Here is a 21452-nt window from a genome sequence, read left to right as displayed (position 1 = left end):
GCACTAGTCTTGGTTCAACTAATAAAGACGGCCGGCCCCCAGTCACAGGGAGCAGCATGGCCACACAAGAAAAGAGAACCCGAAAAATGGCTGGCGCGCAGACCCCGCTGTTCACCGCGTTGTTGATCGATGGCGAATTGGTCGCGGGCCAGGGTTTTGTCGAACCCATTCTCAACCCGGCCACCGGCGAAGTGCTGACGCAGATCGCCGAAGCCAGCAGCGAACAAGTCGAAGCCGCCATCCTCGCCGCTCACCGCGCCTTCGCCAGTTGGTCGCGGACCACGCCGCAGCAACGCTCGAACCTGCTGCTGGACATCGCCAACGCCATCGAAAAAAACGCCGACCTGCTCGCCCGCCTCGAAGCCCTGAACTGCGGCAAGCCGTTGCATTTGGCTCGCCAGGACGACCTGAGCGCCACGGTCGATGTGTTCCGTTTCTTCGCCGGTGCCGTGCGCTGCCAGACCGGCCAGCTCAGCGGCGAATACCTGCCGGGCTACACCAGCATGGTGCGCCGCGATCCGATTGGCGTGGTGGCATCGATTGCGCCCTGGAACTACCCGATCATGATGGCCGCGTGGAAAATCGCCCCGGCCCTGGCTGCCGGCAACACCCTGGTGTTCAAGCCATCGGAACACACACCGTTGTCGATCCTGGCCCTGGCGCCGGCATTGGCCGAGATCCTTCCGCGCGGCGTGATCAACATTGTCTGCGGTGGCGGCGAAGGCGTCGGCAGCCACCTGGTCAGCCATCCAAAAGTACGCATGGTGTCGCTGACCGGCGATATCGTCACCGGCCAGAAAATCCTTCAGGCCGCCGCCAAAACCCTCAAGCGCACGCACCTTGAACTGGGCGGCAAAGCCCCGGTGATCGTCTGCAATGATGCCGACATCCAGGCCGTGGTCGAAGGCGTGCGCACCTACGGCTACTACAACGCAGGCCAGGATTGCACGGCGGCGTGCCGGGTGTATGCCCAGGCCGGGATTCACGACCGTCTGGTGGCGGAGCTCGGTGCAGCAGTCAGCAGTCTGCGCTTCGCCGGCAAGCGCGATGCCGACAATGAAATCGGCCCGCTGATCAGCACCCGCCAGCGCGACCGCGTGGCCAGTTTTGTCGAACGCGCCCTCGGCCAACCGCACATCGAACGGGTGACCGGCGCAGCAGTGCATTCCGGCGCAGGCTTCTTCTACCAGCCGACGCTGCTGGCCGGTTGCAAACAGAGCGACGAAATCGTCCAGCGCGAAGTGTTCGGACCGGTGGTGACCGTGACTCGTTTCGATGAACTGGAGCAAGCGGTGGACTGGGCCAACGACTCGGAATACGGCCTGGCGTCATCGGTCTGGACCCAGAACCTGGACAAGGCGATGCAGGTCGCCGCGCGGTTGCAGTACGGCTGCACCTGGATCAACAGCCATTTCATGCTGGTCAGCGAAATGCCGCACGGTGGCCTCAAGCGTTCGGGCTACGGCAAGGACCTGTCCAGCGACTCGCTCCAGGATTACAGCGTGGTGCGCCACATCATGGCGCGCCACGGACAACATTTATAAAAGAGCACTACGCTAATAATTAGCCGTAAAGGCACTGAAACGTCAGAACACCGCACCCTTTGTAGGAGCTGGCTCGCCAGCGAAGACGTCCGAAATGACACCGCAAGGCTTGAAGGCCTCTTCGCCAGCAAGCCGGCTCCTACAGGACAGTGTTTGAAACGTTGAAACCACGTTCAAAACTGCCCCGACCATAATTTAAAGAAGAGGGAAACCCCATGTTCGTGCACAAGACCGCACTGCTCAGTGCAATCACCACCGCGCTGCTGGCCAGTGCCAGTGTCCAGGCCGCCGAGCCGCTGAAGGCTGTCGGCGCCGGCGAAGGGCAACTGGATATCGTGGCCTGGCCCGGCTACATCGAACGTGGCGAAAGCGACAAGGCCTACGACTGGGTCACCGGTTTCGAGAAAGAAACCGGTTGCAAGGTCAATGTGAAAACCGCCGCCACCTCCGATGAGATGGTCAGCCTGATGGCCAAGGGTGGTTACGATCTGGTCACGGCATCCGGCGATGCGTCCCTGCGCCTGATCGTCGGCAAGCGTGTGCAGCCGATCAACACCGCGCTGATCCCGAACTGGAAGAACCTCGACCCACGCCTCAAGGATGGCCCGTGGTACGTCGTCAACAAACAAACCTACGGCACCCCGTATCAGTGGGGCCCGAACGTGCTGATGTACAACACCAACGTATTCAAGACCCCGCCGACCAGTTGGGGCGTGTTGTTCAACGCACAAGACCTGCCGGACGGCAAATCGAACAAGGGCCGCGTGCAGGCCTATGACGGCCCGATCTACATCGCCGACGCCGCGCTGTACCTGAAAACCGCCAAGCCGGAACTGGGCATCCAGAACCCCTATGAACTGACCGAAGCCCAGTACAAGGCCGTGCTCGACCTGTTGCGCGCCCAGCAGCCGCTGATCCACCGCTACTGGCATGACACCACTGTGCAAATGAGCGACTTCAAGAACGAAGGCGTGGTCGCAGGCAGCTCCTGGCCCTATCAGGTCAACGGCCTGGTAACAGACAAGCAGCCGATCGCCTCGACCATCCCGAAAGAAGGCGCCACCGGTTGGGCCGACACCACCATGATGCACACCGATGCCAAACACCCGAACTGCGCCTACAAGTGGATGGACTGGTCGCTGCAACCGAAAGTCCAGGGTGACGTAGCGGCTTGGTTCGGTTCGCTGCCGGCGGTTCCGGCTGCATGCAAAGAGAGCGAATTGCTTGGCGCCGAAGGCTGCAAGACCAACGGTTTCGACAACTTCGACAAGATCGCCTTCTGGAAAACCCCGCAGGCCGAAGGCGGCAAGTTCGTGCCGTACAGCCGCTGGACCCAGGACTACATCGCGATCATGGGCGGCCGCTAACCCGCCCCACCCTGTAGGAGCGAGCCTGCTCGCGATGGCGGTGTGTCAGTCGACAGAGATACTGACTGTTCTGCCCTCATCGCGAGCAGGCTCACTCCTACAGTTAATCAGCGCCGTTGCCACTACCGTGCTCGGCCCACCGATAAAAGCTGTTCGTTTTTTCAGAAGTCCAGGCAGGGCCGCTGCGACGGCCCTCGCCTTTTTGGAGCACCGCACCATGACGCTTGCAGTCCAGTTCACCAACGTTTCCCGTCAGTTCGGCGAAGTGAAAGCCGTTGACCGGGTTTCCATCGACATCCAGGACGGCGAGTTTTTCTCCATGCTGGGGCCTTCCGGCTCGGGCAAAACCACTTGTCTGCGCCTGATCGCCGGTTTCGAACAACCGAGCGCGGGTTCGATCCGTATTCATGGCGAGGAAGCCGCCGGGCTGCCGCCGTATCAGCGTGACGTGAACACCGTATTCCAGGATTACGCGCTGTTCCCGCACATGAACGTTCGCGACAACGTCGCCTACGGCTTGAAAGTCAAAGGCGTCGGCAAAGCCGAACGCTTGAAACGCGCCGAGGAAGCCCTCGACATGGTTGCCCTCGGCGGCTATGGCGAGCGCAAGCCGGTCCAGCTCTCCGGCGGCCAGCGCCAGCGTGTGGCCCTGGCCCGCGCCTTGGTCAACCGGCCGCGGGTGTTGCTGCTCGACGAACCCCTGGGCGCGCTGGACCTGAAACTGCGCGAGCAGATGCAAGGCGAATTGAAGAAGCTGCAACGCCAGCTCGGCATCACCTTTATTTTTGTCACCCACGACCAGACCGAAGCGCTGTCGATGTCCGATCGCGTCGCCGTGTTCAACAAGGGGCGCATCGAACAGGTCGATTCGCCGCGCAACCTGTACATGAAACCGGCAACCACCTTCGTCGCCGAATTCGTCGGCACCTCCAACGTGATTCGCGGCGACCTGGCGAAGCAGTTGAGCGGCAATCCACAACCCTTTTCGATTCGTCCGGAACACGTGCGTTTTGCTGAAGGTCCGCTGGCCAGCCATGAAATCGAAGTCAGCGGCCTGCTGCACGACATCCAGTACCAGGGCAGCGCCACTCGCTATGAGTTGAAGCTGGAAAACGGCCAGACCCTGAACATCAGCCAGGCCAACAATCAATGGCTCGATACCAGCGCCCAGCACCAGACCGGGCAACGCCTGAACGCGCGTTGGGCCCGGGAAGCCATGATCCCGTTGCACGACACCCTTGTGAGCGGGGTGTGAAATGAGCACCTTGGCTATCTCTCAAACCCCGGCCGGCGGCTCGCCGCTGCGCAGGTTTTCCAACCTGTTGTATCGCCGGCCGAACCTGTACCTGTCGATGCTGCTGGTACCGCCACTGCTGTGGTTCGGTGCGATCTACCTGGGCTCGCTGTTGACGTTGTTGTGGCAAGGTTTCTACACCTTCGACGACTTCACCATGACGGTCACGCCCGAACTGACCCTGGCGAATTTCGCCGCGCTGTTCCAGTCGTCGAACTTCGACATCATCCTGCGCACCCTGAGCATGGCGATTGTCGTGTCCATCGCCAGTGCCATCGTCGCGTTCCCCATTGCCTACTACATGGCGCGCTACACCACAGGCAAGACCAAGGCGTTTTTCTACATCGCGGTGATGATGCCGATGTGGGCCAGCTACATCGTCAAGGCCTATGCCTGGACCTTGCTGCTGGCCAAGGGCGGCGTCGCGCAGTGGTTCGTCCAGCACCTGGGGCTGGAACCGCTGCTGCAAGTCGTGCTGGGCATTCCGGGCGTGGGTGGCAGTACCTTGTCGACCTCGCACCTGGGCCGCTTCATGGTGTTCGTCTACATCTGGCTGCCGTTCATGATCCTGCCGATCCAGGCCTCGCTGGAGCGTCTGCCGCCGTCACTGCTGCAAGCCTCGGCCGACCTCGGGGCCAGACCGAGCCAGACCTTCATGCAAGTGATCCTGCCGCTGTCGGTGCCGGGCATTGCCGCAGGCTCCATCTTCACCTTCTCGCTGACCCTGGGCGACTTCATCGTGCCGCAATTGGTGGGTCCGCCGGGCTACTTCGTGGGCAGCATGGTCTACGCGCAACAAGGTGCGATCGGCAACATGCCGATGGCCGCGGCTTTCACGCTGGTGCCGATCGTGCTGATCGCCATTTACCTGTCCATCGTCAAACGACTGGGGGCCTTCGATGCACTCTGAGAAAGCTTCTTTAGGCCTTAAAATCGCGGCCTGGGGCGGGTTGGTATTCCTGCACTTCCCGATCCTGATCATCTTCATGTACGCCTTCAACACCGAAGACGCGGCGTTCAGCTTTCCGCCCAAGGGCTTCACCCTCAAGTGGATCAGCGTGGCGTTCTCGCGGCCGGACGTGCTGGAAGCGATCAAGCTGTCGCTGCAGATCGCTTCGATTGCCACGTTGATCGCGCTGGTGCTTGGCACCCTGGCCTCGGCGGCGCTGTACCGGCGGGATTTCTTCGGCAAGCAAGGCATCTCGCTGATGCTGATCCTGCCGATCGCCCTCCCAGGCATCATCACCGGGATCGCGCTGCTGGCGACATTCAAGACGCTGGGCATCGAGCCGGGGATGTTCACCATCATCGTCGGCCACGCGACCTTCTGCGTAGTGATCGTCTACAACAACGTCATCGCCCGGCTGCGCCGCACCTCCCACAGCCTGATCGAGGCGTCGATGGACCTGGGCGCCGACGGCTGGCAGACCTTCCGCTACATCATCATGCCGAACCTCGCCTCGGCATTACTGGCTGGCGGCATGCTCGCGTTCGCCCTGTCGTTCGACGAAATCATCGTCACCACCTTCACCGCCGGCCATGAACGCACCCTCCCGCTGTGGCTGCTCAACCAGCTCAGCCGCCCTAGAGACGTGCCGGTGACCAACGTCGTCGCGATGCTGGTGATGATCGTGACCATGCTGCCGATTCTCGGCGCCTATTACCTGACCCGTGGCGGTGAAAGCGTGGCGGGAAGTGGCGGGAAGTAACGAACAACTCAATACCCACTGAAGGAACCGAATCCTGTGGGAGCAAGGCTTGCCCGCGATGGCGGTGTGTCAGTCGACATCCATATTGAATGTGATGGCCTCATCGCGGGCAAGCCTTGCTCCCACAGGGACCCGGTTCCCTCAGGGGGGAAATAACAACAGTTCTGAAGAGGACATAGCCATGCAAACCCAACTCTTGATCAACGGCCAACTGCTCGACGGCGAAGGCCCCGCCCAACCGGTGTTCAACCCGGCGTTGGGCCGCGTTCTGGTGGAAATCAATGAAGCCAGCGAAGCCCAGGTCGATGCCGCCGTGCGCGCCGCCGATGCCGCGTTCGACAGTTGGTCGCACACTCCGCCAAAAGAACGCTCGCTACTGCTGCTCAAGCTCGCCGACGCCATCGAAGCCCATGGCGAAGAGCTGGCCAAACTCGAGTCGGACAACTGCGGCAAGCCCTACAGCGCCGCGCTGAACGATGAAATCCCGGCGATTGCCGACGTGTTCCGCTTCTTCGCCGGCGCCAGCCGCTGCATGAGCGGTTCGGCCGGTGGCGAATACCTGCCCGGCCACACCTCGATGATCCGCCGCGACCCGGTGGGCGTGATCGCCTCCATCGCGCCGTGGAACTACCCGCTGATGATGGTCGCCTGGAAAATCGCCCCGGCCCTCGCCGCCGGTAATACCGTGGTGCTCAAGCCGTCGGAACAAACGCCGCTGACGGCCCTGCGACTGGCGCAACTGGCGTCGGAGATTTTCCCGGCCGGCGTGCTCAACCTGGTGTTCGGCCGTGGCCCTACCGTGGGCAGTCCGCTGGTCACTCACCCGAAAGTGCGCATGGTGTCGCTGACCGGCTCGATCGCCACCGGTTCGAACATCATTTCCAGCACCGCCGACAGCGTCAAACGCATGCACATGGAACTGGGCGGCAAGGCCCCGGTGATCATCTTCGACGACGCCGACATCGACGCCGCCGTCGAAGGCATCCGCACCTTCGGCTTCTACAACGCCGGTCAGGACTGCACCGCCGCCTGCCGTATCTATGCGCAAGAAGGCATCTACGAGAAGTTCGTCGAGAAACTCGGCGCTGCGGTCAGCAGCATCAAGTACGGCTTGCAGGATGATCCGTCCACCGAGCTCGGCCCGCTGATCACGGCGCAACACCGCGACCGCGTGGCCGGCTTCGTCGAGCGCGCCGTGGCCCAGCCGCACATCCGCTTGATCACGGGTGGCAAAGCCGTGGAAGGCAACGGTTTCTTCTTCGAGCCGACAGTATTGGCCGACGCCCGCCAGGATGACGAAATCGTCCGCCGCGAAGTGTTCGGGCCGGTGGTGTCGGTGACCCAATTCACCGATGAAGCGCAGGTACTGGGTTGGGCCAACGATTCGGACTACGGCCTGGCTTCGTCGGTGTGGACTGCCGATGTCGGCCGCGCCCATCGCCTGTCGGCCCGATTGCAGTATGGCTGCACCTGGGTCAACACCCACTTCATGCTGGTCAGCGAAATGCCCCATGGCGGTCAGAAACTGTCCGGGTACGGGAAGGACATGTCGATGTACGGGTTGGAGGACTACACCGTCGTGCGGCATGTGATGTTCAAGCACTAACAGCTTTAAAAGCATCGCGAGCAAGCTTTGCTCCCACAGGTTTTTTTTCGCGCTACAAGACCTGTGGGAGCAAGGCTTGCCCGCGATGGCGTCACCGCGGTTTCAAGGCAGAAACCGGCATTACGCACCACCAGGTTTCAAACACAACAATAACCACCGATCCGGGCGGCGCCCCCAAGGCCCCGTCACGGTGTCGGACATCCGAAATCTGCCGATTTTCCGGAGCAAATACATATGAGTGCATCACCCGATCTCTCTGTTGCCGTTGCCGACAGCGATGCCGAGCAACTCCGCAAACTGGGGTACACCTCCAACTTCAACCGCAGCATGAGCCTGTGGGAAAACTTCGCACTGGGCTTCACTTATCTTTCCCCGGTCGTAGGGGTTTATACCCTCTTCGGCCTGTGCCTCGCCGCTGGCGGTCCACCAATGTTCTGGGCCTATCTGCTGGTCGGTTGCGGCCAATTGCTGGTGTGCCTGATCTTTGGTGAAGTGGTTTCGCAGTTCCCGATTTCCGGTGGCGTCTACCCGTGGGCCCGTCGTTTGGTGGGCAAGCGCTGGGCGTGGATGGTCGGCTGGATCTACTCCATCGCCCTGTGCGTGACCATCGCCGCCGTTGCGGTCGGCGCCGGTCCCTACCTCGCGGCGATGCTGGGTTTTGAACCGAGCAACAACACCAACATCGTCATCGCCCTGGTGCTGACCCTGTTCGCCACCCTGGTCAACCTCAGCGGCACCAAGGTGCTGGCGCGCATCGCCATGTTCGGCTTCCTCTGCGAGCTGGTGGGTGCGGTGATCGTGGGCGTTTACCTGCTGGTTTTCGAGCGCCATCAGCCGATCAGCGTGCTGTTCAACACCTTCGACATCAGCGTCGACGGCTCATACCTGCCGGCCTTCCTCACCGCCTCGCTGGCGGGGATGTTCCTGTACTACGGCTTCGAGGCCTGCGGCGATGTGGCCGAAGAAACCCCGAACCCGAGCAAGAAAATCCCGGTGGCCATGCGCATGACCATCTACATCGGCGGCATCGCGGCGATGTTCGCGTGCCTGGCCCTGATCCTCGCTGTGCCGGACATGCAAGCGGTGATCAACGGCACCGACAAGGACCCGGTCACGACCATCCTCAACAACGCCTTCGGCCCGGTAGGCTCGAAAGTGGTGATGGGCGTGGTGATGATTTCCTTCATCTCCTGCGTCATCAGCCTGCAAGCGGCGGCGAGCCGTCTGCTGTACTCCTACGCACGGGATGAAATGGTCATCGGCAGCCGACTGCTGAAAAAGATTTCTCCTGCGACCCAGGTTCCGGTTGCCGCACTGTTCGTGTCCGGCGTCCTGCCGGCGCTGATCATCATCCTCGGCTTCTTTCTGCAGGACGCGGTCGCCACCATCGTCAGCTTCGCCGCCATCGGCATCTACCTGGCGTTCCAGATGATCGTGCTCGGCGCACTGTATGCACGCATGAAAGGCTGGAAACCGAGCGGCAAATTCACCCTCGGTGCCTGGGGCTGGCTGGTGAACATCGGCGCGCTGGCCTACGGCATCGGCGCCATCATCAACATGGCCTGGCCGCGTACGCCGGATGCCGCGTGGTACATCAACTACGCCATGGTCCTGAGCACCGCCATCGTCATTGGTTTGGGCCTGCTCTACATGTGGATTGGCAAGCCGTATGACCACGGCACGGCGCCTGCGGGGGATGCGTGGAAGGTTAGTCGGTAAAGTTTTCGCCCTTAACTCAAACACCCTGCCCGCAGAGATGCGGGCAGGGTTCTAGATCAGCTGCGGTTTGGACAAGGTTTCGAATTCGTCCATGAGTAGATGGATTTCGGTACTGGGGTTGGGCTCGCCATCTTTGATAGCGTCTTTAAGTGATTTTGCACCAAAAACTCTGGCTTTCTGAAAAGGCTCTCCGAGTAATTGCCGAAAATAGCTACAGTCTTTCCCTTTCTCGTAGTTCTCCATATTTGATTTGCCCCTCAACTCTTTAGCCACAAGATCACCCGGAGAAAATTTCCCCGTAACCGTAAACGGCTTCCTGCTGTAACCAAAATGCAGCAATAACCAAAATTCAAAGCATGGGTACGAAGCTATAATTTTTATTTTTGGATGGGGCTTGGCAATATCAACAGCCTTATCGAAGCAAATATGCGTATCCCGATCTAGCGCACAGAAGACCTTATCAAAATTCCTCTGCCTTTTTATGGCTTCTTGAACAATCCCACTTGGATGAGTAACTCCACAATGAGCAATTTCAACCTGGGTATTAGCACGAAAATAATGTGATGCATCCTCGAGATATCGTTTACCTGACTTACTATCCTCACAGAGGATAAGAACCTTTGGCTGCGGCTTGAACCGTGCGCCTTTACGATCGAAAGACTTTGCTGAACGCCCCATAATCACCTCCTATGAATCAGGGGCAAGCCGCGATAGCGACCTTCAAAGTAACGCTTTTCAACATCCTCCCCCTCACGCCCCACAAAGTCGTGAACTGAGAATAAATTAGTTGCGCCATTAGCATCTCGCTCTGTAATCCAAAACTGATCTCTTCGCAAAATTTTAGCATTCATTAGATGAGTATCATGAGTAGTAAAAATAAGCTGTGCTATCAATCCACTATCGAGATGCTTATCTACTAAATCAGCCACAATTTCAGGGTGAAGGCTACTGTCAAATTCGTCAATGGCCAGCATCCCACCAATCCCACCGTCATCCAACTTTAAATTCATCTTCACCCACGGCAACCAAAATCCAATTAAATTCTTAGTACCTCCAGACTCTTCAGAAAAATCAAAATCGGCCTCTCCTAGATTACTAGAATGGGTCAAAGTTGTTTTGCATTCCTGCTCCAAATTTGGAACATCTTCCAAAGTAATATCAACCCCCTTAAAAAGAGAGATATTTTTATTCTCCGACACTAGTCGCACACTGGATACTGGAACATCAATTTCCCGCAAGAAAGTTTCAAGACTTGCAGAATACTTTGGATTTCTTTTAATAAAGCTTCGAGAGGCCAACGCCCAGTTCGGCATGGCATTTTGCTCAATAACCCAGAGACTTGTCTTAAACCAGCCGAGAACTATTCTTAGTTGATTCAAATCCTCACTACTATTCAATACCGCCTGAGATAAAAACATATGTTGAGGACTTGTTAAATTCCTCCACGCTTTATGAACTCCACTACCACCTTCAAGTGCCTCACCAAAAACATAGTTTTCACCCGAGTTTGTTAGAAAACGATCATACAGCAACGTTTCCTTACCTTTAGGATAAGCTATAAGCTTTTCCTCTGTAATTCGCTGCTCTGTCATTCCAACCACGAACTGATATCTCACTTCACTCGCAACAAAGTGATATTCAAACACACTTGCCTTTTCTCGCAGATCAGGATCAAACCTAAATGCTTTTACAGGTAGTGCCCCGTCAACAGTTGGCTTCAGCATCAAAAGTGTATTGACAACTCCCATCGCCTGAATAAGCGAAGACTTCCCAGAGGCATTTGGGCCATATATAGCTGCTACTTTAAGAAGATCAGGCAGTTTTTCACCATTTACTTTGGGCTTGAATACATTCCGTTTTTTGCTGAGCCGAGGAGTCGCAACCATTGAAAGGGTCTGCTTCTCACGAAAGGAGCGATAATTTGAAACTGAAAATTCGATCAACATGTAAAAAACCTGTATTTCGTGCGAAGAATTTCACTGAATATAGCCAATTCGCATGATTCATGCAGTTTTTTTGCAGTTGGCTACTGATAGCAGTCTTACAGAAATTCCTTTCCAAGCAAGGCCCCGATTCCTACAACAAGCGTCGCCGGAGTAGACTTGGCGCCGCGAGCGCCTGACCGATAGGCTTTGTCCCGTCGCTGCCAAATCAGCGATCCGGAGTCGAAGCCGGGATATGTCAGAACGGTGCTTACGTGCCCCCATAGAGCTGTGGCTATTTTATGCCTTCAGTTCTGCTTCATGGCGGGCCGTGTGGCGCGGGCCTTTCGGCTTCCGTTTTGACTGGAAGTGTCCCGACTTCGAACGCCACTCGGTTCGCCACCCAATCTGTCGAAGGATTGATGGCGACGTTCTTTCTCAAAACGGAAATCACGTCATGCCAACGCTTGCTCAAAACTCGCCACTTCCGCACTTCACCCCCACCGTCTTCACCCGCCACAACCGCTTCCTCCACGCCTTCATGCAGGACCATCAAGCCTGGTTCTGCGTCCAGGATCTTGGCCGCCTGATGGGCAAACCGCTGAACGAACGGCTCATCCAAAAGCTCGATCCCGATCAGCGTCGCCATGTCTGGCTGTTGAAAGACGGCAAAACCCTCGAATCGCTGATGGTCAGCGAATCGGGGGTATACGCATTGCTGGTTCACCACTTCATCCCGGAAAACCGCAATTTGAGGCAATGGCTGAGTCACGAGGTTGTTCCGATGCTGCGAAATACGCAGACAGCGGCGTTGGAAAACTTGCCAAGCCTGAGTTCGTTGAATTGGGCCGGCATCACGGTGCCTTTGCTGCATTACCACCAGCACGCATGGATCAAGTGGCGGGACATGCCTGATTTGATGCAGGTACAGCGACCGTTCCCTGTTGTTGGCACTTGCAACTAAAGAGATAACCTGTAGGAGCGAGCCTGCTCGCGATGGACTCAAGAACACCGCGTCCAGCCAGAAAACACGCGTAATCGTTGACGACCATCGCGAGCAGGCTCGCTCCTACAAAGGACCACATTCGAATAGTTCGTTCTCTTGACCAGCCTGGCCACCGTAAAAGCCAAATGGCTTTCACGGTAGCCAGGGCTACTCAAAACCGCGAAACACTCCTCATCGCATCCACCAGATACCTCATGGCTATCCGGTCACTCTCCGACAGCTCGCGATAGCGCTCCACCAGCTTCATCTCCTCGCTATTGAGCCGGCGCCTTCGCCGCCCGCTGCCCAGGCACGGAAAGATTCCCAACATTTCGGTGATGCCTTGTACTTTCGACATGGACGATGTCCTTCTCTACGTCAAAGAAAACTTCAGAAACCGCATCGCCCTATTCCTTTTTCAGCAGCTCCTTGTGCCAACGGAACCGCACCGGCCCGAAGGGCATAAACCGGTCATGAGCACAGAATAGAAATATTCCCGGCGCTGAAAAGCGGTTTTTAGAGTAATTAGTCGAAAAAAGCAGAAATGCCCTCTAAATCAGAAGTCCCTGTCGGAAATGTTTCCCGACATGTCTTGTTTCACTCGCCCGCCATCGCGATGCCATCAATCATTTTTGCGCTTCCATCGAACGGTTTATGCTATCGGGCATCTGTTTAAAGACCGATGCGTTTGGCCGAAGGCATGTCCGAACCGTTATTTCTGATCCAGCACGTGCCAGGAACGGCGCGGGATTGTTCACGACAGGTTGTACTTATGCACCGCAGGAATTTGCTCAAAGCCTCCATGGCTATCGCTGCCTACAGCGGCTTGTCCGCCACCGGCCTGCTCGCTGCTCGTGCCTGGGCCGCTCCCGGGACCGCCGATGGCGAAGCCCAACCCTTCGACTTCGAAGCCTTGAAAATCCAGGCCAAACAACTCGCCAGCAATCGCTATCAGGACACCAAGCAAGTGTTGCCGCCCACCCTGGCGACCATGACGCCGCAGAATTTCAACGCGATTCGCTACGACGGCGATCATTCGTTGTGGAAAGAAAACAAGGGTCAACTGGATGTGCAGTTTTTCCACGTCGGCATGGGGTTCAAGCAGCCGGTGCGCATGTACAGCGTCGATCCCAAGACGCGCATGGCCCGCGAGGTGCATTTCCGCCCGTCGCTGTTCAACTATGAAAAAACCACCGTCGACACTAAACAGCTCACCGGCGACCTGGGGTTTTCCGGCTTCAAGCTGTTCAAGGCGCCGGAACTGGACAAGCACGACGTGGTGTCCTTCCTCGGCGCCAGCTACTTCCGCGCGGTAGACGCCACCGGCCAGTACGGCTTGTCGGCCCGCGGTCTGGCGATCGACACCTACGCCAAGAAGCGCGAGGAATTCCCCGATTTCACCAAGTTCTGGTTCGAAACCCCGGACAAGGACAGCACCCGCTTCGTGGTCTACGCCTTGCTCGACTCCCCGAGCGCCACCGGTGCCTATCGTTTTGACATCGATTGCCAGGCCGAGCGCGTGGTGATGGAGGTCGACGCCCACGTCAACGCCCGCACCGCCATCGAACAACTGGGCATCGCACCGATGACCAGCATGTTCAGCTGCGGCAAACACGAACGTCGGATGTGCGACACCATTCATCCGCAGATCCACGACTCCGATCGCCTGGCCATGTGGCGTGGCAACGGCGAGTGGATCTGCCGCCCGCTGAATAACCCCGCGACCCTGCAATTCAATGCCTTCGCCGACACGGATCCGAAAGGGTTCGGCCTGGTGCAGACCGACCACGAATTTGCCAATTATCAGGACACCGTCGATTGGTACAGCCGACGCCCGAGCCTGTGGGTCGAACCTACAACGGCGTGGGGCGAAGGCTCTGTCGATCTGCTGGAAATTCCTACGACCGGCGAGACCCTCGATAACATCGTCGCGTTCTGGACACCGAAGAAACCGGTGGCGGCCGGCGACTCGCTGAACTACGGCTACAAACTGTACTGGAGCGCGCTGCCGCCGGTCGGCACACCGCTGGCGCGGGTCCATGCGACCCGTTCCGGGATGGGCGGCTTCACCGAAGGCTGGGCACCGGGTGAGCACTACCCGGAAGTCTGGGCCCGTCGCTTCGCCGTGGATTTCACCGGCGGCGGTCTGGATCGCCTGCCCGAGGGTGCCGGCATCGAACCGGTGGTGACGTGCTCGAACGGGCAGGTCAAGGATTTCAGCGTGCTGGTGCTCGATGACATCAAGGGCTATCGGATCCTGTTCGACTGGTACCCGACCAACGACAGTGTAGATCCGGTCGAATTGCGTCTGTTCATTCGGACCAATGACCGTACGCTGAGTGAAACCTGGTTGTACCAGTATTTCCCGCCGGCACCGGACAAGCGCAAATACACCTGAGCCGGGGTTGCGCCCCACCCCCCATTCGGTTTTCCGAACGCGACCTGCCGGTCGGTTCGGATAACCGGATCATTTCCTGCTAAAAAACCCGTCTTAAATATTTAATTCCCTTACAAATCAATACTTTGACTCATTCAGCCTGGCCTGGCACGGGTCATGCTCTACACTTCTTCGACGAATGCCTGTTGCGCCAACACTTCAGGAGCCGTCAGGCATTCGAAGCACAAAAGGGCCGATGAACTGGCTCCATAAAAAAAACAATGTCGAGGAAAATTTGATGCGCATCGTTCCCCATATCCTGGGCGCAGCCATTGCTGCCGCTCTGATCAGCACGCCAGTTTTCGCCGCCGAACTCACCGGCACCCTGAAGAAAATCAAAGAGTCCGGCGTCATCACCCTGGGCCACCGTGACGCTTCCATCCCGTTCTCCTACATTGCGGACGCTACCGGCAAACCGGTCGGCTACTCCCACGACATCCAGCTGAAAGTCGTCGAAGCCCTGAAAAAAGACCTGGACCTGCCGAACCTGCAGGTCAAGTACAACCTGGTCACCTCGCAAACCCGTATCCCGCTGGTGCAGAACGGCACCGTGGACCTCGAGTGTGGTTCCACCACCAACAACGTCGAGCGTCAGCAGCAGGTTGACTTCTCCGTCGGCATCTTCGAAATCGGTACTCGCCTGCTGACCAAGGCAGACTCCAAGTACAAGGACTTCCCGGATCTGGCCGGTAAAAACGTCGTGACCACCGCTGGCACCACGTCCGAGCGCATCCTGAAGTCGATGAATGCCGACAAGCAGATGAACATGAACGTCATCTCCGCCAAGGACCATGGCGAGTCCTTCCAGATGCTGGAAACCGGCCGTGCCGTCGCGTTCATGATGGATGACGCCCTGCTGGCGGGTGAAGCGGCCAAGGCCAAGAACGCGAAAGACTGGGCTGTGACCGGCACTCCACAGTCCTACGAAATCTACGGCTGCATGGTGCGCAAAGGCGACGAGCCGTTCAAAAAGGCTGTGGATGACGCCATCAAGGCCACCTACGCGTCGGGCGAGATCAACAAGATCTACGACAAATGGTTCATGCAGCCAATCCCGCCAAAAGGCCTGAACCTGAACTTCCCGATGAGCGACGAGCTCAAGGCCCTGATCGCCAAACCGACCGATAAAGCGGCTGACGACAAGAAGTCCTGATTTCTGACTAACCTTATCTCCTGACAGGGCGCTGCCCTTTCAGGAGATAGTCACTCCCTGCTGGCATTTCTGGAAGCACTCGAACCGGTGGCTGTCGAGCCGATCGCGTGTGCCTGCCCTTCAAGAGCAGGCGGGAACGGAGCTTCCCCAAGCGGGTACTTGTACATCGATTGATCTGAGGGGAGACCCTAATGAATTACAACTGGGACTGGGGCGTGTTCTTCAAGTCCACCGGTGTGGGCAGCGAGACGTATCTCGACTGGTTCATCTCCGGTCTGGGCTGGACCATTGGCATTGCCGTCGCGGCCTGGATCATCGCCCTGACACTGGGTTCGATCCTGGGCGTCATGCGCACCGTGCCGAACCGTATCGTGTCGGGTATCGCCACCTGCTACGTCGAACTCTTCCGTAACGTGCCGCTGCTGGTTCAGCTGTTCATCTGGTACTTCCTGGTGCCCGACCTGCTGCCGCCGGACCTGCAAGAGTGGTACAAGCAGGACCTGAACCCGACCACCTCGGCGTTCCTCAGCGTTGTCGTGTGCCTGGGCCTGTTCACCACCGCCCGCGTTTGCGAACAAGTGCGTACCGGTATCCAGGCGCTGCCCAAAGGCCAGGAATCCGCTGCCCGCGCCATGGGTTTCAAGCTGCCGCAGATCTACTGGAACGTGCTGCTGCCCCAGGCGTACCGGATCATCATTCCGCCGCTTACCTCGGAGTTTCTCAACGTCTTCAAGAACTCGTCCGTGGCCTCGTTGATCGGCCTGATGGAGCTGCTCGCGCAGACCAAACAGACCGCCGAGTTCTCCGCCAACCTGTTCGAAGCGTTCACCTTGGCCACGCTGATCTACTTCACCCTGAACATGAGCCTGATGTTGCTGATGCGCATGGTCGAGAAGAAAGTTGCCGTGCCGGGCCTGATTTCCGTAGGGGGTAAATGATGGAATTCGACTTCTCGGGCATCATCCCGTCCCTGCCGGGCTTGTGGAACGGCATGGTCATGACCCTCAAGCTGATGGCCCTGGGCGTGACCGGCGGGATCATTCTCGGCACCATCCTGGCGCTGTGCCGTCTGTCCCACAGCAAACTGCTGTCGAACCTCGCCGGCGCCTACGTTAACTATTTCCGTTCGATTCCGTTGCTGCTGGTCATCACCTGGTTCTACCTGGCGGTGCCATTCGTGCTGCGCTGGATCACCGGCGAAGACACCCCGATCGGTGCGTTCACCTCGTGCATCGTGGCTTTCATGATGTTCGAAGCGGCGTACTTCTGCGAAATCGTCCGGGCCGGCGTGCAGTCGATCCCCAAGGGCCAGATGGGTGCCGCACAAGCACTGGGCATGTCCTATGGCCAGATGATGCGCCTGATCATCCTGCCGCAGGCGTTTCGCAAGATGACCCCGCTGTTGCTGCAACAGAGCATAATTCTGTTTCAGGACACCTCGCTGGTCTACGCTGTCGGCCTGGTGGATTTCCTCAATGCTTCGCGCGCCAGTGGCGACATCATTGGCCGCTCCAATGAGTTCCTGGTCTTCGCAGGTCTCGTGTACTTCATCATCAGCTTTGCCGCCTCGCAGCTGGTCAAGCGTCTGCAAAAAAGGTTCGCCGTATGATCTCTATCAAAAACATCAACAAGTGGTATGGGGACTTCCAGGTGCTGACTGATTGCAGCACCGAGGTCAAAAAAGGCGAAGTGATCGTGGTATGCGGGCCGTCCGGTTCCGGCAAGTCGACCCTGATCAAATGCGTCAACGCCCTGGAACCGTTCCAGAAAGGTGACATCGTGGTCGACGGCACGTCCATCGCCGATCCAAAGACCAACCTGCCCAAGCTGCGCTCGCGGGTGGGCATGGTGTTCCAGCATTTCGAACTGTTCCCGCACCTGACCATCACCGAGAACCTGACCATCGCGCAGATCAAGGTGCTGGGCCGCAGCAAGGCCGAAGCCACCAAGAAAGGCCTGCAACTGCTGGAGCGCGTCGGCCTTTCGGCCCATGCCCACAAGCACCCGGGCCAACTGTCCGGTGGCCAGCAGCAGCGTGTGGCGATTGCCCGCGCGCTGGCGATGGACCCGATCGTCATGCTGTTCGACGAACCGACCTCGGCGCTGGACCCGGAAATGGTCAACGAAGTGCTGGACGTGATGGTGCAGCTGGCCCACGAAGGCATGACCATGATGTGCGTGACCCACGAAATGGGCTTCGCCCGTAAAGTGGCCGACCGCGTGATCTTCATGGATGCCGGCAAAATCATCGAAGACTGCAAGAAAGAAGAGTTCTTCGGCGATATCACCCATCGCGCCGACCGCACGCAGCACTTCCTCAACAAGATTCTGCAGCACTGATACCAGCCGCCCCTGTAGGAGCTGGCTTGCCAGCGAAAGCAATCTGTCAGACACACCGTGTCGCCTGCTTCGCCAGCAAGCCGGCTCCTACGGGGGCCGGCGGAGGTATGAAGATTTGTGTTGTGGTTGACCCAAGGCATCTGTGATGAAATGCGACCCCAATCTTTATCGCGCCACGTCGCCATCACTCGCCGTGAAACCCCGTCTAATTCGCCATCTGTTCCTGCCGCCGCTGATCATCGCCCTGATGATCGGACTGGGTTATATCGGCTTCTGGGTCAGTGAGCACTACGGCATCCGCAGCCTCGGCGAAAGCGGCCAGCGCCAGCTGGAACTGCACGCGCGCGCCGTCGAAAGCGAAATCAGCAAATACACCTACCTGCCCAGTCTGCTGGAACTCGAAACCAGCGTTTCGCAACTGCTGGCCGACCCGACCCCGGAACACCGGCAAACGGTCAACGATTACCTCGAAGGCCTGAACCGACGCAGCCGCAGTCGGGCCATTTACGTGATGGACACCACCGGTCGGGTCATGGCCACCAGCAACTGGCGCGATGTCGACAGTTACCTGGGTGAAGACCTGTCCTTCCGCGCCTATTTCCAGAACGCCGTGCGCGGTCAGCCGGGGCGGTTCTACGGCATCGGCAGTACCAACGGCGAACCCGGTTACTACCTGGCCCATGGCCTGGAAGAACACGGCAAGATCATTGGCGTCGCGGTGGTCAAGGTGCGCCTCGAAGCCATGGAAGAACGCTGGCAGCGCGCGCGCCTGGAGGCCTTCGTCAGCGACGAAAACGGCATCATCATTCTGTCCAGCGATCCGGCGCGGCGCTTGAAGTCCGTGATACCCCTGAGCGACGAGACCAAGGAAAAACTCGCCCGCAGCCTTCAGTACTACTGGTTCCCGCTCAACGAACTGCAACCGCTGGCCCGGGAAACCCTGTCCGAGGGTGTGGAAAAGCTGACCTTTCCGGCCAACAGCGAGCTGGTTTCCGACGAAGAAAACATCAGTTACCTGTCACAAACCCGGCCCTTGAGCGATACGCCGTGGAATTTCACCCTGCTCACGCCGTTGCAGGATCTGCGCCGCGAAGCGATCAATCAGGGCATCCTGGTGGCGGTGGCATTCGCCCTCGTGGCGTTCCTGCTGATTGCCTGGAACGAGCGGCGCAAAGTGATCGCCACCCGCCTCGCTGCCCGGGAAGCCTTGCAGGAAGCCAACAATCAACTGGAGCGTCGGATTACCGAACGCACCGTCGACCTGCGCGCCAGCAACGAACGGCTCAAGGGCCAGATCCGCGAACGGCGTCACGCCGAAGAGACCTTGCGCCGCGCCCAGGATGAACTGGTGCAGGCCGGAAAACTGGCGGCCATCGGCCAGATGTCCACCAGCATTGCCCACGAATTGAACCAGCCGCTGGCCGCGCTGCGCACCCTGTCCGGTAATACCGTGCGCTTTCTCGAGCGCGGGCAACTGGACGTGGCCAGCACCAACCTCAAGACCATCAACGAATTGATCGACCGCATGGGTCGGATCACCGCCAGCTTGCGCTCCTTCGCCCGACGCGGTGACGACAAGGGCCAGGCCTGCCTTGGCAAAGCCGTGGACGCGGCCTTGCAGTTGCTCGGCGCACGAGTGGAAAACGCCCATCTGCAACTGCACCGCCATTTCGAATCGGTGCAGGTGCAAATCGACCAGACTCGCCTGGAGCAGATCCTGGTCAACCTCGTCGGTAACGCCCTCGATGCCATGCAGGCGCAACCGCAGCCAGCGTTGTGGCTCGAAGGCGATGTGATCGATGGCAAGTACCGGCTGCGGGTTCGGGACAACGGCCATGGCATCGACGCCGAAGCGCGCAAACACCTGTTCGAACCGTTTTTCACCACCAAACCCGGCGAACAGGGCCTGGGCCTTGGCCTGACCCTTTCCGCGAGCCTGGCCGCCGCCACCGGCGGTCACCTGGGTGTCGAGCACCCGGCCAGCGGTGGTACCGCATTCGTCCTCAGTTTACCGTTGGTAAGCCCCACTCCCGCCGAGCCAATATGAACAACGACCTTAGTGTATTGATCGTCGAAGACGACCCCCATGTGCTGCTCGGTTGCCAGCAGGCGCTGACCCTGGAAGACATTCCCTGCATCGGCGTTGGCAGTGCCGAAGAAGCCCTGGAGCGGGTCGGCGACAACTTCGCGGGCATCGTCGTCAGCGACATTCGCCTGCCGGGCATCGATGGCCTGGAACTGCTGACGCGGCTCAAGGCCCGTGACCGCAGCTTGCCGGTGGTGCTGATTACCGGTCACGGCGACATTTCCATGGCCGTGGGCGCGATGCAGAAAGGCGCCTATGACTTCATGGAGAAACCCTTCTCCCCCGAACGCCTGGTGGACGTGGCCCGGCGTGCCCTGGAGCAACGCAGCCTGGCGCGGGAAGTCTCGTCGTTGCGCCGGCAACTGGCGGAGCGGGATTCCCTCGAGGGCCGGATCATCGGCCGTTCGCCGGCGATGCAGAAATTGCGCGAACTGATTGCCAACGTCGCCGATACCTCGGCCAACGTGTTGATCGAAGGCGAAACCGGCACCGGCAAGGAACTGGTCGCCCGCTGCCTGCATGACTTCAGTCGCCGACACACCAAGCAATTCGTGGCGCTGAACTGCGGTGGCCTGCCGGAAAACCTGTTCGAAAGCGAAATCTTCGGCCACGAAGCCAACGCCTTCACCGGTGCCGGCAAACGGCGGATCGGCAAGATCGAGCATGCCGACGGCGGCACGCTGTTTCTCGATGAAGTGGAAAGCATGCCCCTGCCCCTGCAAATCAAACTGCTGCGGGTGTTGCAGGAGCGCACCCTTGAACGCCTCGGCTCGAACCAGAGCGTGGCGGTGGATTGCCGGGTGATCGCCGCGACCAAATCCGATCTGGACGAATCGAGCAAGGCCGGCGAATTCCGCAGTGACCTGTATTACCGCCTCAACGTGGTGACCCTGGAACTGCCGCCACTGCGCGAACGCCGCGAAGACATCCTGCAATTGTTCGAATACTTCCTGCAGCAGTCCTCCCTGCGCTTCGACCGCGCCGCGCCGGAACTGGATAACCAGACGGTGTCGCACCTGATGAGCCACGACTGGCCGGGCAACGTGCGCGAACTGCGCAACGTCGCCGAACGCTTTGCCCTGGGCCTGCCGGCGTTCAAGAAACCCGGCGCGGGCGGCAGCACCCAGGGCCTGGCCTTCGCCGAAGCAGTGGAAGCCTTCGAACGCAATCTGCTGCGCGATGCCCTGCAACGCAGCGGTGGCAACCTGACCCAGGCCAGCCAGGAACTGGGCATGGCCAAAACCACCCTGTTCGACAAAGTGAAGAAGTACGGGCTGAACCACTGATGGA

At 58.9% G+C, this 21452-nt stretch carries 18 protein-coding genes; 15 read left to right on the top strand and 3 right to left on the bottom strand.

Going from position 1 to position 21452, the window contains the following annotated elements; genetic code table 11:
• Nucleotides 1-56: 56 nt before the first annotated feature.
• The 7 genes from GPL81_RS11135 (at nucleotide 57) to GPL81_RS11105 (ending at nucleotide 9239) form a co-directional block, all read left to right on the top strand.
• Nucleotides 57-1544: a gamma-aminobutyraldehyde dehydrogenase gene (locus GPL81_RS11135; protein WP_160106764.1), complete on the top strand. Its 1488-nt coding sequence runs from the start codon at nucleotides 57-59 to the stop codon at nucleotides 1542-1544.
• 215 nt (nucleotides 1545-1759) lie between these two features.
• Complete coding sequence (ydcS, locus tag GPL81_RS11130) at nucleotides 1760-2911, top strand: putative ABC transporter substrate-binding protein YdcS (protein ID WP_096513214.1); 1152 nt, start codon at nucleotides 1760-1762, stop codon at nucleotides 2909-2911.
• A gap of 217 nt (nucleotides 2912-3128) precedes the next feature.
• Nucleotides 3129-4166, top strand: coding sequence for an ABC transporter ATP-binding protein (locus GPL81_RS11125; RefSeq protein WP_160106763.1), 1038 nt, complete (start codon nucleotides 3129-3131; stop codon nucleotides 4164-4166).
• Nucleotide 4167: 1 nt separating this feature from the next.
• Entirely contained in the window at nucleotides 4168-5115 is a 948-nt protein-coding gene (locus tag GPL81_RS11120; protein WP_160106762.1) for an ABC transporter permease, read from the top strand.
• The gene (locus GPL81_RS11115; protein ID WP_096513217.1) at nucleotides 5105-5914 is read left to right on the top strand and encodes an ABC transporter permease; all 810 of its coding nucleotides are present in this window, start codon (nucleotides 5105-5107) and stop codon (nucleotides 5912-5914) included. The genes GPL81_RS11120 and GPL81_RS11115 overlap by 11 nt, the downstream gene beginning before the upstream one ends.
• 181 nt (nucleotides 5915-6095) lie before the next feature.
• Complete coding sequence (locus tag GPL81_RS11110; RefSeq protein WP_160106761.1) at nucleotides 6096-7520, top strand: gamma-aminobutyraldehyde dehydrogenase; 1425 nt, start codon at nucleotides 6096-6098, stop codon at nucleotides 7518-7520.
• 234 nt (nucleotides 7521-7754) lie between these two features.
• The gene (locus GPL81_RS11105) at nucleotides 7755-9239 is read left to right on the top strand and encodes an APC family permease (protein ID WP_160106760.1); all 1485 of its coding nucleotides are present in this window, start codon (nucleotides 7755-7757) and stop codon (nucleotides 9237-9239) included.
• 51 nt (nucleotides 9240-9290) lie between these two features.
• Here the strand turns inward: GPL81_RS11105 and GPL81_RS11100 are convergent, their stop codons facing one another.
• A complete protein-coding gene (locus GPL81_RS11100) occupies nucleotides 9291-9917 on the bottom strand; it encodes an RloB family protein (protein WP_160106759.1) in 627 nt (208 codons plus the stop codon).
• A gap of 2 nt (nucleotides 9918-9919) precedes the next feature.
• On the bottom strand, nucleotides 9920-11185 hold the full coding sequence (locus tag GPL81_RS11095; RefSeq protein ID WP_160106758.1) for an AAA family ATPase: 1266 nt from the start codon (nucleotides 11183-11185) through the stop codon (nucleotides 9920-9922).
• Between the two features lie 433 nt (nucleotides 11186-11618).
• On the opposite strand from GPL81_RS11095, the gene GPL81_RS11090 reads away from it, so the two are divergent.
• Nucleotides 11619-12125, top strand: a complete 507-nt coding sequence (locus tag GPL81_RS11090; RefSeq protein ID WP_160106894.1) for a BRO-N domain-containing protein — start codon at nucleotides 11619-11621, stop codon at nucleotides 12123-12125.
• Between the two features lie 193 nt (nucleotides 12126-12318).
• On the opposite strand, the gene GPL81_RS11085 is transcribed toward GPL81_RS11090, so the two are convergent.
• Nucleotides 12319-12504, bottom strand: a complete 186-nt coding sequence (locus GPL81_RS11085; RefSeq protein WP_160106757.1) for a hypothetical protein — start codon at nucleotides 12502-12504, stop codon at nucleotides 12319-12321.
• Between the two features lie 414 nt (nucleotides 12505-12918).
• On the opposite strand from GPL81_RS11085, the gene GPL81_RS11080 reads away from it, so the two are divergent.
• From GPL81_RS11080 to aauR, 7 genes are all read left to right on the top strand, one after another.
• Nucleotides 12919-14544, top strand: coding sequence for a glucan biosynthesis protein D (locus GPL81_RS11080; RefSeq protein WP_160106756.1), 1626 nt, complete (start codon nucleotides 12919-12921; stop codon nucleotides 14542-14544).
• A gap of 277 nt (nucleotides 14545-14821) precedes the next feature.
• Nucleotides 14822-15736: a glutamate/aspartate ABC transporter substrate-binding protein gene (locus GPL81_RS11075; RefSeq protein ID WP_160106755.1), complete on the top strand. Its 915-nt coding sequence runs from the start codon at nucleotides 14822-14824 to the stop codon at nucleotides 15734-15736.
• A gap of 191 nt (nucleotides 15737-15927) precedes the next feature.
• The gene (locus GPL81_RS11070) at nucleotides 15928-16674 is read left to right on the top strand and encodes an amino acid ABC transporter permease (RefSeq protein WP_096513226.1); all 747 of its coding nucleotides are present in this window, start codon (nucleotides 15928-15930) and stop codon (nucleotides 16672-16674) included.
• Nucleotides 16674-17345, top strand: a complete 672-nt coding sequence (locus tag GPL81_RS11065; RefSeq protein ID WP_096513227.1) for an amino acid ABC transporter permease — start codon at nucleotides 16674-16676, stop codon at nucleotides 17343-17345. Before GPL81_RS11070 ends, GPL81_RS11065 begins: the two co-directional genes overlap by 1 nt.
• A complete protein-coding gene (locus tag GPL81_RS11060) occupies nucleotides 17342-18076 on the top strand; it encodes an amino acid ABC transporter ATP-binding protein (protein WP_160106754.1) in 735 nt (244 codons plus the stop codon). The genes GPL81_RS11065 and GPL81_RS11060 overlap by 4 nt, the downstream gene beginning before the upstream one ends.
• 145 nt (nucleotides 18077-18221) lie before the next feature.
• Nucleotides 18222-20123, top strand: a complete 1902-nt coding sequence (gene aauS / locus GPL81_RS11055; RefSeq protein ID WP_160106753.1) for a two-component sensor histidine kinase AauS — start codon at nucleotides 18222-18224, stop codon at nucleotides 20121-20123.
• Complete coding sequence (aauR, locus tag GPL81_RS11050) at nucleotides 20120-21448, top strand: two-component response regulator AauR (protein WP_160106752.1); 1329 nt, start codon at nucleotides 20120-20122, stop codon at nucleotides 21446-21448. The genes aauS and aauR overlap by 4 nt, the downstream gene beginning before the upstream one ends.
• Nucleotides 21449-21452 lie beyond the last annotated feature (4 nt).

Source organism: Pseudomonas izuensis (assembly GCF_009861505.1).
Taxonomy (GTDB): domain Bacteria; phylum Pseudomonadota; class Gammaproteobacteria; order Pseudomonadales; family Pseudomonadaceae; genus Aquipseudomonas; species Aquipseudomonas izuensis.
This window is presented reverse-complemented; position numbering and strand designations above follow the sequence as displayed.

Coding starts and splice junctions, on each gene's coding strand:
- GPL81_RS11135 (WP_160106764.1), top strand. CDS start 57: ATGGCCACACAAGAAAAGAGAACCCGAAAAATGGCTGGCGCGCAGACC.
- ydcS (WP_096513214.1), top strand. CDS start 1,760: ATGTTCGTGCACAAGACCGCACTGCTCAGTGCAATCACCACCGCGCTG.
- GPL81_RS11125 (WP_160106763.1), top strand. CDS start 3,129: ATGACGCTTGCAGTCCAGTTCACCAACGTTTCCCGTCAGTTCGGCGAA.
- GPL81_RS11120 (WP_160106762.1), top strand. CDS start 4,168: ATGAGCACCTTGGCTATCTCTCAAACCCCGGCCGGCGGCTCGCCGCTG.
- GPL81_RS11115 (WP_096513217.1), top strand. CDS start 5,105: ATGCACTCTGAGAAAGCTTCTTTAGGCCTTAAAATCGCGGCCTGGGGC.
- GPL81_RS11110 (WP_160106761.1), top strand. CDS start 6,096: ATGCAAACCCAACTCTTGATCAACGGCCAACTGCTCGACGGCGAAGGC.
- GPL81_RS11105 (WP_160106760.1), top strand. CDS start 7,755: ATGAGTGCATCACCCGATCTCTCTGTTGCCGTTGCCGACAGCGATGCC.
- GPL81_RS11100 (WP_160106759.1), bottom strand. CDS start 9,917: ATGGGGCGTTCAGCAAAGTCTTTCGATCGTAAAGGCGCACGGTTCAAG.
- GPL81_RS11095 (WP_160106758.1), bottom strand. CDS start 11,185: ATGTTGATCGAATTTTCAGTTTCAAATTATCGCTCCTTTCGTGAGAAG.
- GPL81_RS11090 (WP_160106894.1), top strand. CDS start 11,619: ATGCCAACGCTTGCTCAAAACTCGCCACTTCCGCACTTCACCCCCACC.
- GPL81_RS11085 (WP_160106757.1), bottom strand. CDS start 12,504: ATGTCGAAAGTACAAGGCATCACCGAAATGTTGGGAATCTTTCCGTGC.
- GPL81_RS11080 (WP_160106756.1), top strand. CDS start 12,919: ATGCACCGCAGGAATTTGCTCAAAGCCTCCATGGCTATCGCTGCCTAC.
- GPL81_RS11075 (WP_160106755.1), top strand. CDS start 14,822: ATGCGCATCGTTCCCCATATCCTGGGCGCAGCCATTGCTGCCGCTCTG.
- GPL81_RS11070 (WP_096513226.1), top strand. CDS start 15,928: ATGAATTACAACTGGGACTGGGGCGTGTTCTTCAAGTCCACCGGTGTG.
- GPL81_RS11065 (WP_096513227.1), top strand. CDS start 16,674: ATGGAATTCGACTTCTCGGGCATCATCCCGTCCCTGCCGGGCTTGTGG.
- GPL81_RS11060 (WP_160106754.1), top strand. CDS start 17,342: ATGATCTCTATCAAAAACATCAACAAGTGGTATGGGGACTTCCAGGTG.
- aauS (WP_160106753.1), top strand. CDS start 18,222: ATGAAATGCGACCCCAATCTTTATCGCGCCACGTCGCCATCACTCGCC.
- aauR (WP_160106752.1), top strand. CDS start 20,120: ATGAACAACGACCTTAGTGTATTGATCGTCGAAGACGACCCCCATGTG.